Annotated in this window: 9 protein-coding genes; 3 read left to right on the forward strand and 6 right to left on the reverse strand. The window is 70.2% G+C overall.

Translation table 11 applies throughout. The features are described 5' to 3' along the window. Positions 1 to 65: 65 nt before the first annotated feature. The 3 genes from ilvN to LXN57_RS04070 all read right to left on the reverse strand — a co-directional run bounded on the left by ilvN (position 66) and on the right by LXN57_RS04070 (position 5042). The gene (gene ilvN / locus LXN57_RS04060; protein WP_251796624.1) at positions 66 to 581 is read right to left on the reverse strand and encodes an acetolactate synthase small subunit; all 516 of its coding nucleotides are present in this window, start codon (positions 579 to 581) and stop codon (positions 66 to 68) included. Between the two features lie 88 nt (positions 582 to 669). Next, positions 670 to 2496: an acetolactate synthase large subunit gene (locus LXN57_RS04065; RefSeq protein WP_251796625.1), complete on the reverse strand. Its 1827-nt coding sequence runs from the start codon at positions 2494 to 2496 to the stop codon at positions 670 to 672. A gap of 215 nt (positions 2497 to 2711) precedes the next feature. Then, on the reverse strand, positions 2712 to 5042 hold the full coding sequence (locus LXN57_RS04070) for a putative bifunctional diguanylate cyclase/phosphodiesterase (RefSeq protein ID WP_438872825.1): 2331 nt from the start codon (positions 5040 to 5042) through the stop codon (positions 2712 to 2714). 147 nt (positions 5043 to 5189) lie between these two features. Between LXN57_RS04070 and ilvD the strand changes: the two genes are divergently transcribed. From ilvD to LXN57_RS04085, 3 genes are all read left to right on the forward strand, one after another. Further along, positions 5190 to 7037, forward strand: coding sequence for a dihydroxy-acid dehydratase (gene ilvD, locus LXN57_RS04075; protein ID WP_251796626.1), 1848 nt, complete (start codon positions 5190 to 5192; stop codon positions 7035 to 7037). Between the two features lie 231 nt (positions 7038 to 7268). Then, positions 7269 to 8081 carry an MSCRAMM family protein gene (locus LXN57_RS04080; protein WP_251796627.1) on the forward strand — a complete coding sequence of 271 codons (813 nt, stop codon included), beginning with the start codon at positions 7269 to 7271 and terminating at the stop codon, positions 8079 to 8081. Between the two features lie 72 nt (positions 8082 to 8153). Beyond that, a complete protein-coding gene (locus LXN57_RS04085; protein WP_251796628.1) occupies positions 8154 to 8522 on the forward strand; it encodes a bleomycin resistance protein in 369 nt (122 codons plus the stop codon). Positions 8523 to 8686: 164 nt separating this feature from the next. Here LXN57_RS04085 and LXN57_RS04090 read toward each other — a convergent pair whose 3' ends face one another. From LXN57_RS04090 to LXN57_RS04100, 3 genes are read right to left on the reverse strand one after another with little or no spacing between them, the layout of a single operon-like run. Next, positions 8687 to 11140 (reverse strand): glycoside hydrolase family 2 protein, encoded by a 2454-nt coding sequence (locus LXN57_RS04090; RefSeq protein WP_251796629.1) that lies wholly within the window; start codon positions 11138 to 11140, stop codon positions 8687 to 8689. 31 nt (positions 11141 to 11171) lie between these two features. Then, a complete protein-coding gene (locus tag LXN57_RS04095; RefSeq protein ID WP_251796630.1) occupies positions 11172 to 12026 on the reverse strand; it encodes a carbohydrate ABC transporter permease in 855 nt (284 codons plus the stop codon). After that, positions 12023 to 13003: a carbohydrate ABC transporter permease gene (locus LXN57_RS04100; RefSeq protein ID WP_251796631.1), complete on the reverse strand. Its 981-nt coding sequence runs from the start codon at positions 13001 to 13003 to the stop codon at positions 12023 to 12025. The genes LXN57_RS04095 and LXN57_RS04100 overlap by 4 nt, the downstream gene beginning before the upstream one ends. Positions 13004 to 13055: the final 52 nt, after the last annotated feature.

Genomic DNA, 13055 nt, shown 5'->3' on the forward strand with positions numbered 1-13055 from the left:
CCGGTTAAGGGCGGTGGCGGGGCGGTCGGATGGGCCTTCTGGTTGGCGCTTCTGCGCCGGAATTATCAGGCGGCGCGGAGCGCCGGGCCGGTCGTGATGGAGCGAGAGCCGCGGCCGATGGCCACGAGGCCCGACTGGACCATCTCTTTGATGCCGTACGGCTCGAGGTCGCGCAGCAACGCGTCAAGCTTGTCGGGGTTACCCGTCGCCTCGATCGTGAGGGTGTCCGGAGCGACGTCGATCACCTTCGCCCGGAACAGCTCGACCGTCTCGAGCACCTGACTGCGCTGCGAACGATCGGCACGCACCTTGACCAGCAGGAGCTCGCGCTGAACCGACTGCTGCGGGTCCAGCTCGACGATCTTCAGGACGTTCACCAGCTTGTTGAGCTGCTTGGTCACCTGCTCCAGGGGTGAGGAGTCGGCGTTGACCACGATCGTGATGCGGGAGACGTCCGGGTTCTCCGTCTCGCCCACCGCCAGCGAGTCGATGTTGAAGCCGCGCCGGGAGAACAGACCACTCACCCGAGCGAGCACACTCGGCTTGTTCTCGACCAGCACCGACAGCGTGTGCTTGTTCACTGCGCCTCCATTGTCATGTCCTTCTGGCCCTCGCGTGCCAGGCCGTTGTCTGGTGCAGCTAGCTGCAGCTCGGTGCAGGCGGCCATGACTAGAGGTCGTCCTCTTCGAATTCGGGACGCACGTCCCGGGCGAACATGATCTCGTCGTTGCTCGTGCCGGCGGCGACCATGGGCCACACCATGGCGTCCTTGCCGACCGTGAAGTCGATGACCACCGGGGCGTCGTTGATCTCCATGGCCTGCTTGATGATCTTGTCGACGTCGTCCTTCGACTCGCAGCGCAGGCCGATGCAGCCGAGCGCCTCGGCCAGCTTCACGAAGTCGGGGATGCGGTGCTTGTGCGTGCCCAGCTCGGTGTTGGAGTAACGGCCCTGGTAGAACAGGGTCTGCCACTGCCGGACCATGCCCAGGCTGCCGTTGTTGATGATGGCGATCTTGACCGGGATGCCCTCCAGGGCGCAGGTCGCGAGCTCCTGGTTGGTCATCTGGAAGCAGCCGTCGCCGTCGATCGCCCACACCGCCGTGTCCGGCCGGCCGACCTTGGCGCCCATCGCGGCCGGGACGGCGTAGCCCATCGTGCCGGCGCCGCCCGAGTTGAGCCACGTGCCCGGCTTCTCGTACTTGATGAACTGCGAGGCCCACATCTGGTGCTGACCCACGCCGGCGCAGTAGATGGCGTCCGGGCCGACCAGCTCACCGATCCGCCCGATCACGTACTGCGGGGCCAGCGTGCCGTCGGTCGGCTCGTCGTAGCCCAGCGGGTAACGCTCGCGCAGCTCGTTGAGGGTGGCCCACCACGGCTCGTACTGACCGATGCCCTCGGCCGAGGCGGAGACGGCGGCGATCAGCTCGTCGATCACGTGCCGGGCGTCGCCCACGATCGGCACGTCGGCGTGCCGGTTCTTGCCGATCTCGGCCGGGTCGATGTCGGCGTGCACGACCTTGGCGTCCGGCGCGAACGAGTCGAGCTGGCCGGTGACCCGGTCGTCGAAGCGCGCGCCCAGCGTGATCAGCAGGTCGGACTTCTGCAGCGCGTAGACCGCCGGGACGGTGCCGTGCATGCCCGGCATGCCGAGATGCTGCGGGTGCGAGTCGGGGAACGCGCCCAGCGCCATCAGCGTGGTGACGACCGGGATGCCGGTCGTCTCGGCCAGTTTGCGCAGCCCGTCGGTGGCGCCCGCCTTGAGCACGCCGCCGCCGACATAGAGCACCGGGCGCTTGGCCGCGGCGATCAGCCGGGCCGCCTCACGGATCTGCTTGCCGTGCGGGTGCAGGGTCGGCCGGTAGCCGGGCAGGTCGAGGACGGGCGGCCACGAGAAGGTGGTCGGCGCCTGCTGCACGTCCTTCGGGATGTCGACCAGGACCGGGCCGGGCCGGCCGGTGGCGGCCAGGTGGAACGCCTCGGCGAGCACCCGGGGCAGTTCCTCGGGCGTCTGCACCAGGAAGTTGTGCTTGGTGATCGGGAGCGTGATGCCCTGGATGTCCGCTTCCTGGAAGGCGTCCGTGCCGATCGCCGGCCGGGAGACCTGACCGGTGATGGCGACGATCGGCACCGAGTCCATGTAGGCGTCGGCGATCGCGGTGACCAGGTTGGTCGCGCCCGGGCCGCTGGTCGCGATGCAGACGCCGACCTTGCCGGTGGCCTGCGCGTAGCCGGTGGCGGCGTGGCCGGCGCCCTGCTCGTGCCGGACCAGGATGTGGCGCACCTTCGAGTCGAACAGCGGGTCGTACGCCGGCAGGATCGTGCCGCCGGGAATGCCGAACGCGACCTCGACACCGAGCGCCTCGAGCGACCGCACGAGCGCGCCGGCGCCCGTGGTGGGGACCGGGGAGACTACGGCCGGGGCCTGGGTGGCGGCCGCGACAGTGGCCGGGTTGGCTCGGTGGGCAAGCGTCTCGGGAGTGGGTCTCGTCATGGCACTTCATACCTTTTCGGGTTGGGCGATGCCGGTACTTGAGCAACAAAAAAGGCCCTCGTGCCGAAAGCACGGGACCTGGCGCACTCTGCCTTACAGAACCGCGATCGGCTCAGGAGGACTGGAGTGCGCTCACATAAGTACTCGGGACGCGAAGCACATGCTGCCCACCTTGCCGCATCTCACGCGGTGAGTCAACTGATCCCACATTTTGATCATTGGCCTCCCTCGCCGGTGGGAGCGACGAAGCCCGGATCGCTGGGTAGCAGGGCCCTGAGCTGGCGCATGCCCGGTCCCAGCATGACCACCTGGCTGCGCGGAGCGGCGTCGGCGGGCGGCGCCGATCGCGGCGCCTGCATCGGGCGGGTGGTGTTCGGCCGCAGGGTGCGCAGCTGCGCCTCGAGGTGCTCGGCGGGCACGCCCCAGCCGAACAGCGAACCCTGGCCCAGCCGGCAGCCGGCCTCCTCGACCACGGCCCGCTGGGCCGGGGTGCCGATGCCCTCGGCCAGCACCTCGAGACCGAGCCGGTGGCCCAGCCGCACCACCACGTCGACCAGCGGCGCGGCCGTGCCCGTACGGGACTCGGGCTCGGCCACCAGGGCGTGGTCGATCTTGAGGATGTCGACCGGGAGCGTGCGCAGCTGGCCGAGCGACGAATAGCCCGCGCCGAAGTCGTCGAGCGCGATGCGGACGCCGGTGGCCCGCAGCTCGGCGAGGCGGCTGATCAGCTCTTCCATGTCGGTGGCGACGGCGTGCTCGGTCACCTCGAGCACCAGCCGCTGCGGCGGGACGCCGTGCCGGTCCAGCACGTCGGCCACCTGGCCCGCGTAGTCGGTGGAGTGCAGCTCCTTGGGCGACAGATTGACCGAGACCCAGACGTCGTGCCCGCGCGACAGCCACTCGGCGAGCTGGATGCAGGCCTGTTCGAGCACCCAGGCGCCGATCCGGTTGATCAGCCCGGACTCCTCGGCGACCGGGATGAACTCGTCGGGACGCACCGCTCCCAGCGTGGGATGGGTCCAGCGCAGCAGCGCCTCGGCGCCGACCGGCCGCATCGAGGGCAGCGCCACCACCGGCTGGAAGACCAGGCGCAGCTGCTCGCGGTCGATCGCGTGCCGCAGCTCGGCCTCGAGCGTGCCGCGGCGGCGCAACAGCTCGTCGTACCGCTGCTGGTAACGCTCGACCCTGTTCTTGCCGCGCAGTTTCGCGTAGCGCAGGGCGAGGTCGGCGTCGCGGATGATGTCGCCGGTGTCGGCCGGGTCGGGACCGGTGTTGGCCACGCCCAGGCTGGCCGACAGGAACATGGAACCGCCGTCGACCTCGTACGGCTCGCCCAGCACGGCCAGCAGCCGGTGCGCGGTGAGCATCGCCTCGTCGGCCGTGCCGCGCATGAGGATCGCGAACTCGTCGCCGCCCAGCCGCGCGGCGACGTCACCCTCGAGCAGGTTGCGCCGCAGCCGCTCGCCCACCTCTTTGAGCACCGCGTCGCCCACGTCGTGGCCGCGCATGTCGTTGACCGTCTTGAAGCCGTCGAGGTCGATGCCGACGAGCACCCGCGACTCGGCGCTCTCGCGCAGTGCCCGCTGCAGGCCGCGGCGGTTGGCCAGGCCGGTCAGCGGGTCGGTGTGGGCCAGCTCGCGGAAGTGCGCCTCGCGGGAGCGCAGCTCGAGCGTGTAGCGCCGCACGTCGCGCAGGGCCAGATACTGGCGGCCGACCAGTGCGAGGCCTTCGACGGCGGCGCCCAGGAAGCCGTACAGCTCGAAGCTGCCGCCCCGCGCGAGGTGATAGCCGAGCGCGGTGACCATGGCGAGCATCGGGACGATGGCGTAGCCGGTACCGCGGTCGGTGACGTCGCCCACGACCGTCACCGGGCGGTCGGCCACCTTCACCGCCCGCGCGACGACGAACAGGCCGGTCGGCAGCAGCAGCGCCCCGGTCAGAATCGCGCCGTCGCTGTCCTGGCAGATGCCACCGGCCAGGGCGACGGCGGCCGCCGAGACGAGGGTCACCCCGCCGGCGACCCGGACCGTGGTCAGGCGGGGCCGGTGAGCATGCAATGCCAGCACGATGGTGAGGCCGAGCGAGATCACCGCCAGGCCGGTCGGGATCAGCACCGACGGGCAGCTCATCGGGGTCGCGTCGCCCAGGACGCGGGTCGGCTCGGCGATCAGCACCCACCCGACGAACCAGATCGCCGCGGCGATGACCAGGCCGTCGAGCAGGTGACGCAGCGCCGCCCCGGGGCTCTCGGCCGCGCCCGGCAGCATGGCCGTGCCGATCAGCAGGATGAGGACGCCGATGGCGGTGCCGGCCGCGACCGCCGTGCCCAGCGCCGTGCGCGGCGGCTCGGCCGTGGTGATCAGCACACTCAGCATGCCGGCCAGGGCGGCCCCGGTGGCGATCGCGCCGCCGGCCGCGAGCACGAGGTGGGCCCGGCGGGCGGCGCCGGTGTGACGGCGGCCGGAATTTCCCAGCAGAGCGACCGCCGGGACCGCGACCAGAAGGCTCGCGAGCCCGGCCAGCTCCATGCCGGACGGTGACTGCACGGGAACACTCTGCCCGATGGCGATCTATTTAACGAGCCCTACGGCATTCCGATCCGGCCACCGGCGAAACGGGGCTGAAGAGTGACCCCATCCCGGCCTGTGGACGGAATTGGCGGTCCTTACGGTCGGCGGTGGCACACTGAGGGGATGCCTGACCTGCGTTCCCGGACCTCGACCCACGGTCGGACCATGGCCGGCGCGCGTGCCTTGTGGCGCGCCACCGGGATGACCGACGACGACTTCGGCAAGCCCATCGTGGCGATCGCCAACAGCTATACCCAGTTCGTACCGGGTCACGTGCACCTCAAGGACATGGGTGGCCTGGTCGCCGAGTCGATCGCCCAGGCCGGCGGCGTCGGGCGCGAGTTCAACACGATCGCGGTCGACGACGGCATCGCGATGGGCCACGGCGGCATGCTCTATTCGCTGCCCAGCCGCGAGCTGATCGCCGACGCGGTCGAATACATGGTGAACGCGCACTGCGCCGACGCCCTGGTCTGCATCTCGAACTGCGACAAGATCACTCCCGGCATGCTGATCGCCGCCCTGCGGCTCAACATCCCGACGGTCTTCGTCTCGGGCGGCCCCATGGAGGCCGGCAAGACGGTCGCCATCGAGGGCATCGTGCACGAGAAGCTCGACCTGGTCGACGCGATGAGCGCCTCGGCCAACGAGAAGGTGACCGACGCCCAGCTCGACACGATCGAGCGCTCGGCCTGCCCGACCTGCGGCTCCTGCTCGGGCATGTTCACCGCCAACTCGATGAACTGCCTCACCGAGGCGATCGGGCTGGCCCTGCCGGGCAACGGCTCGACGCTGGCCACGCACGCGTCCCGCAAGGCCCTGTTCGAGAAGGCCGGCGAGCTGATCGTCGGCATCGCCAAGCAGTACTACGAGAACGACGACGAGTCGGTGCTGCCGCGCAACATCGCCAGCCGCGACGCGTTCGAGAACGCGGTCGCGCTCGACGTGGCGATGGGCGGCTCCACCAACACCGTGCTGCACCTGCTGGCGGCCGCGCGCGAGGCCGAGCTCGACTTCAGCGTGTCCGACATCGACGCGATCTCCCGCCGGGTGCCGTGTTTGTCGAAGGTTGCCCCGAACAGCCCGAAATACCACATGGAGGACGTGCACCGCGCCGGTGGCATCCCGGCACTGCTGGGCGAGCTCCACCGGGGCGGCTCGCTCAAGACGAACGTCCGCTCCGTGCACTCCCCCGACCTCGAGTCATGGCTGGGCGAGTGGGACATCCGCGGCGGTTCGCCGTCCGCGGCGGCTCTCGAGCTCTTCCACGCGGCCCCCGGTGGCGTGCGCACCACCCAGCCGTTCTCCACCGAGAACCGCTGGGCGACGCTCGACACCGACGGCGAGAAGGGATGCATCCGCTCGGTCGACCACGCTTACACGGTCGACGGCGGGCTGGCGATCCTTTTCGGCAACCTGGCTCCGGACGGCTGCGTGGTCAAGACGGCCGGCGTCGACGAGTCGATCTGGAAATTCACCGGCCCGGCCCGGGTCTTCGAGTCGCAGGACGCCGCGGTCGACGGCATCCTCGGCAAAGAGGTGGTCGAGGGCGACGTCGTGGTCATCCGCTACGAGGGACCACGCGGCGGCCCCGGCATGCAGGAGATGCTCTACCCGACGAGCTTCCTCAAGGGCCGCGGGCTCGGCAAGGCGTGCGCTCTGATCACCGACGGGCGCTTCTCGGGCGGCACCAGCGGGCTCTCGATCGGCCACGTCTCGCCCGAGGCGGCCTCGGGTGGCCTGATCGCGCTGGTCCAGACGGGCGACGAGATCACCATCGACATCCCGGGCCGCAGCATCACGCTCAACGTCAACGACGAGGAGCTGGCCCAGCGCCGGCACGAAGAGGAGCGGCGGGCCAAGCCGTTCACCCCGGTCGACCGGCAGCGCCCGGTGTCGGCGGCCCTGCGCGCGTACGCGTCGATGGCCACCAGCGCGAGCGACGGCGCCTACCGCCGCGTTCCCGAGTAGCCCCTTCACCGTTCATCCGTCACGAGGCCGCGCATCCGCTGGGTGCGCGGCCTCGCCGTTCCCCGGCTCCGGAGCCGGCCGTTTCAGCTGGTCCGGAGGGCAACTTCGGGCACGGATGCGTCGTTGGTCGATAAGTGAACGACCCTCGACCGGGCCGGTGCCCGGGCCGACCTTGACGCCGATCCCGCCCGGCTGTTCGACACCGGGCCCAGCCTCGAACGGACGCCCAAGATGGACACTGCCCAGCTGACCGACGAGCCCGCCACCGCCCTCGGCGAGGCCGTCGTCCGCGGCCGCATCGACGGGCCCGGCGGCCTGCCACTGCCCGGGGCCACGCTGACGATAACCGACTTCGGCGGGCAGCAACTGGCCCGCGCGGTGACCGGCGACGACGGCTCCTACCGCATGGTGCTGCACGCCGGCGGCTCGTTCCTGCTGATCTGCGCGGCCGACCGCCACCAGCCGGCCGCCGCCGTGATCAACGTGGCCGCCGGCGAGATCCGGCGGGTGCTGTCGCTGGCCGGCGCCGGCCAGATCACCGGCCGGGTGACCGACCGGGCCGGCCGCGGCCTGCCCGGCGCGACACTGACCCTGACCGACCCGCGCGGCGAGGTCGTGGCGACCACCACCGCCGGCCCCGACGGCCGCTATCAACTGCCCGGCCTGGACGGCCCCGAATACCTGCTGACCGCCACCGCGGACCACGCCCGTCCGGCGTCCCGCACGGTCTCCCCCAACGAGCCCGGCCCGGTCGACCTGGCCCTGGCCGTCGGCGGCACGGTCACCGGCAACGTGCGCGCCGCGGGGTCGGGTCATCCCATCCCCGAGGCGTCGGTGGTGGCGGTGGACCGCACGGGCCGCGTGGCCGGCGCCGCCACCACCGACCACGATGGACGGTACGAGCTGCGCGACCTGCCACCCGGCGTCTACACGGTCGCCGCCAGCGGTCACGCCCCGGTGGCGACCCGGGTCGAGCTGACCGGCGACCACGCCGACCACGACATCACGCTGGGCGCCCCGGCCGCGGCGGCGCTGTTGCGCTGAACCGGGCGGAAACGTCCGTCGACCGGCGCGGACGGTCGCCCGGAGTCGCGGCGAAAGGCGGAGACTGGCGGCATGGCTGAGGAGATCACATTCAAGCGGGTAGTGCCCATCATCCCGGTGAAGGACCTGGAGGCGGCTCTGGCGCGCTACCGGACGCTCGGGTTCACGGCTCACGCCTACGACGGGCCGCAGCGGTACGGCTTCGTCGACCGCGGCGACGTGTCGATCCACCTCACCGAGTGGGACGAGCACGACCCGGCCCGCACGGCGGCGTCGGTCTATCTGTACGTCTCCGACGCGGACGCCGTGCACGACGAGTGGACCGCAGCCGTCGAGGGGCACTTCGGCGCACCCCGCGACACCCCGTGGGGGTTGCGCGAGTTCACCTACGTCGACGCGGAGGGCACGTTGCACCGGGTGGGATCGCCGCTGAAATCTTGAGGCCGCCCGCGCCATCCCGAGCCCCCTCCCACCCGGGGCCTGACCCTACGTCGTTTTCACCCGGAACCGATTCCGTCATCCACAGGCGCCGACGGGGCGAAACGGAGTCATCCACAACGAAAGCGCGGCCCGTGTGATGACGGGCCGCGCTTCGGGGCTGGGTGTCAGCGCGCGAGGATGTCGTTGACGCAGCGGAGGATCGGGCGAGTGGTCAGCGCCTCGGCGTCCAGCAGGCGGTCGGAGTGGACGGTGAACGTCACCGACTCGCCCGGGAGCACGGTGACGGTGGACCGGTCCGCCTCGGCTGCGGGGTTGAGGCGGTCGGGGAAGAGTGTCAGTGACCGCAGCAGCGACTTCGCGTGGACGGTGACCTTGGTGGTGTCGCCGTCCTGCGTGACGTCGGTCGTGTAGTCGGGCGCGGGCCACGGGATGTCCTTGTCCAGCGACCAGAACCACGTCACGCCGGTGTCGGTCGTCAGGAACTCCGTGGCGGGATCGCCGGGGGTGGACAGCTCGGCGGGCAGGGTCAGGGTGGCGTTCTCGCCGGGGGCCACCGTCGTGGTCAGGTCGGCCGCGGCCAGGATCTTGCCGGTCAGGTCGCGGCGGGTCACGGTGGTCGAGACGGCCCATTCCGTACGGCTGTCGTTGACCACCACCAGGGCCGGGGCGCCCTGCGGCGGCGCCACCGAGCCGGGCTCGACGTCGGCGAGCGGGCCGCCGGCTTCCAGCACCGATCCCGTACGGGGCTGGAAGGTCAGCAACCGGTCGGCGTACGCATCCCGCATCGCGTACCAGAGGGGCTTCTTCCGCCCGTCGCCGTCGACGGCCGCCCACGAGGTGACCGGCCAGCAGTCGTTGAGCTGCCACATGATCGTGCCCTGGCACAGGGGGCGCAGCGAGCGGAAGTGCTCGATGCCGAACGCCACCGCCCGGGCCTGATTGAGCTGGGTCAGGAAGTGCCAGTCGTCGAAGTCGCGCGGGGCGGGCAGGTGATTGGCCAGGCCCCGCTCGAGCTTCTGGTCGCCGCCGATGGCCTTCTGATGGTGGGCCATGCCGGGTGAGCCGGGGGCCAGCGGCTCGTCCGAGATGGAGCGGCGCAGGGTCGAGAACGTGGGCGGGGCCTGGAAGCCGAACTCGGAGACGAAGCGCGGGCGGTAGGCGGCGTACTTCGTGTAGTCGTCGGTGTTCCAGACGTCCCAGATGTGGGTGGTGCCGTAGACCGGGTCGTTCGGGTAGCGCTCGGGCGTGCCGGAGTACGGGCTGCCGGGCCAGTACGGCCGGGTCGGGTCGAGCTCGGCGACGACGCGGGGCAGCAGGTCGTAGTAGAAGCCGGAACCCCATGTGCGGCCGTTCAGCTCGGGCTTCCACCCCCAGTCCTCGTACCCCCAGAGGTTCTCGTTGTTGCCGGTCCACACGACCAGGCTGGGATGCGAGGCCAGGCGGACGACGTTCTCGCGGGCCTCCGCCTCGATCTCGGAGCGGAACGGCTCCTCCTCGGGGTAGGCGGCGCAGGCGAACAGGAAGTCCTGGCCGACCAGGAAGCCCATCTCGTCGGCGAGGTCGTAGAAGTCGAACGACTCGTACCGGCCGCCGCCCCAGACGCGCAGGTAGTTGACGTTGGCGTCGGCGGCCTGGCGGAACCGGGCGGCCAGGCGCTCGCGGGTGACCCGGTCGGCGAAGACGTCGTCGGGGATCCAGTTGATGCCGCGGACGAAGACCGGCACGTCGTTGACGATCACCGTGTAGCCGTCGTCGGCGGTGTCGACGCGGACGCTCCGGAATCCGATCTTGCGGGTCCAGGTGTCCAGCACCGTGCCGTCGGCCGCGGCCAGCGTCACACCGAGGTCGTAGCGGACCTGCTCGCCGAAGCCGCGCGGCCACCACCGGTCGGGGTCGTCGACGGCGACGATGAGCAGGGCCTCGATGCCGTCGACGGTGGCCTGCGCACGCCGGCCGGCCACCTCGGCGGTGATGACGACCGGCTCGTCGGCCGCGCGGTCGAGGCGTACGCGAAGTTCGACCCGGCCGGCGCCGTTGTTCACGGTCACCTGCGGGCGGACCTCGGCCAGCCGGGCCACCGACCACGTCTCGAGGCCGATGGACTGCCAGATGCCGGCCGTGACCAGGGTCGGGCCCCAGTCCCAGCCGAAGTTGCAGGCCTGCTTGCGGATGAAGTTGAACGGCTCGCCGTACGCGTTGGGGCGGTGGCCCAGTCGCTGCTGCTGCCCCTCGGCGTACGCGTAGGCGCTCTTGAACTTGACCTTGAGCTCGTTGGCCCCGTCGCGCAGCAGCGGGCCGACGTCGAAGCGGTAGCCGCGGTGCATGTTGGCCGTCTCGCCGACGAGCGAGCCGTTCAGTTCGATCTCGGCGATGGTGTCGAGGCCGGCGCAGACGAGGTCGGTGCGCCGGCCCGGCGTGGCGGTGAAGGTGGTCTCGTAGTGCCAGTCGGTCCGGCCGATCCAGGCGAGCTTGGTCTCGTTCTCATCCAGATACGGGTCGTCGATGCGACCAGCCCGGAGCAGGTCGGTGTGCACACTGCCGGGCACGGTGGCCGGGAGGCCGCTGACGTCGGCACCCGAGACGGTCCAGCCCTCGTGGAGCGGTTGGTACGAGCTCACTGTTCTCCCTCTTCGCCACGCCGGTCCCCGGTCAGGACTTGACGGCGCCTTCCATGATCCCCCGGACGATCTGCCGTCCGCCGATCAACAACAGCACGATCAGCGGAACGGTCGCCATGAAAGCTCCGGCCAGCACCCGGCGGTAGATCACATAGTTGCCGCTGGCCAGGTCGGAGAGGGCGACCATCGAGGTCGGGAAGTCGGTGCCGTTCAGCTGGATCAGCGGCCACTGGAAGTCGTTCCAGGCCATTACGAACGTCAGCAGACCCAGCACGGCCAGGGCGGGCCGGATCGCCGGCAGGACGATGTTCCAGTACACGCGCAGAGTCAGCGCGCCGTCGATGCGGGCCGACTCGACCAGCTCGTCCGGCACCGCGTGCGAGATGAACTGCCGCATGTAGAAGACGCCGAACGCGCTGACCAGCCCGGGGGCGATGACCGCGAGCAGGGTGCCGTTCCAGCCGATCTTGCCCATCACGATGTAGAGCGCGACGATGCCGAGCTGGTTGGGCACGGTCAGGGTCAGGATGACCACGACCATCAGCGCGTTGCGGCCCTTGAAGCGCAGCTTGGCGAACGCGAATCCGGCCAGCGAGCAGAAGAACAGCGTCGCCGCGGTGATGACGCCGGAGACGAGCACGCTGTTGATCAGGGACGCCGCGAAGTACACCTCGTTGAGGGTGAAGACCTCCTGCGCGTTGATCAGGAACTGCGCGCCCGGGATCAGGGCGGGCGGCGAGGCGGCGACGGCCTCGTCGGTGCTCGTCGAGATGACGAACATCCAGTACACGGGGAAGGCCGAGAAGAGCAGGACGAGCGAGAGGCCCAGGTACGTCACCCAGGTGCCGCGCGTGTCCTGCGGGGCCCGGTTCGCGTATGTGGTCATCGGCCACCTCCGATGCGCCGGGTCAGGGCGAAGTTGATCCCGGCCACAACCAGGATGATCAGGAACAGGGCCCACGACATCGACGCGGCGTACCCGAGGTCGAGGTCCTTCCAGCCGACCTTGTAGATCAGCTGCGCGATGGTCTGGAACTGACCGTTGGAGCCGCCGCTGGCCGACTGCGGGTTCTCGTCGAACATCATCGGCTCGTTGAACAGTTGCAGCCCCCCGATGGTCGACAGAATCACGGTGAACACCACGACCGGCTGGATCATGGGCACGGTGATCTGCCACAACTGCCGCCACGGGCCGGCGCCGTCGACTGCTGCCGCCTCGTACACGTCCTTGGGAATCGACTGCATCGCCGACAGGTAGAGCAGGGCGTTGTAGCCGATCCACTTCCAGTTCACCATCGTCGCGATGGCGATCCAGGCGCTCCACTTCTGCGCCCGCCAATCGAGCGGGGTCTCCTGCCCGAAGCCGACCAGCGACAGGAACCAGTTGGCCAGTCCGTTGTCGCGGGCGAAGAAGATCGCGAAGACCAGGGTCGAGGCGACGACCGGGGTCAGGTACGGCAGCAGGATGCCGATCCGCCAGAACGTGGTCCCCCGCAGCCGGCGGTTGAGCAGGTTCGCGATGATCAGCGCGGCCAGCAGCTGCGGCACCGAGGACAGGATGAAGATGCCGAACGTGTTGCCCAGCGCGTTCCAGAAGTCCTCGTCGGTGAGCAGCCGCTCGAAGTTGGCGAAGCCCGCCCAGCCGGTCAGCGTCGGGTCGTCGAGCCGCCAGTTCCGCAGCGCGACGACGCCGTTGAAGATCAGCGGGAAGATGCCGAAGATCGCGAAGAGGATGAAGAAGGGCGAGATGAAGATGTACGGGATCGTCTTGGTGTCGAACCGGTAGAGCCAGTGCTTGGTCTTGCCCGGGCCCGGCTGCGGGGCCTGCCGATGCGAAGCCGGGCGGAGCTCGGTGAGGGACACGGCCACTCCTAAAAGGAGGCGGGGCGGCCCACGAACCGCCCCGCCATCGAAT

The organism is Paractinoplanes hotanensis, assembly GCF_023717965.1.
GTDB classification, from domain to species: Bacteria; Actinomycetota; Actinomycetes; order Mycobacteriales; family Micromonosporaceae; genus Actinoplanes; species Actinoplanes polyasparticus.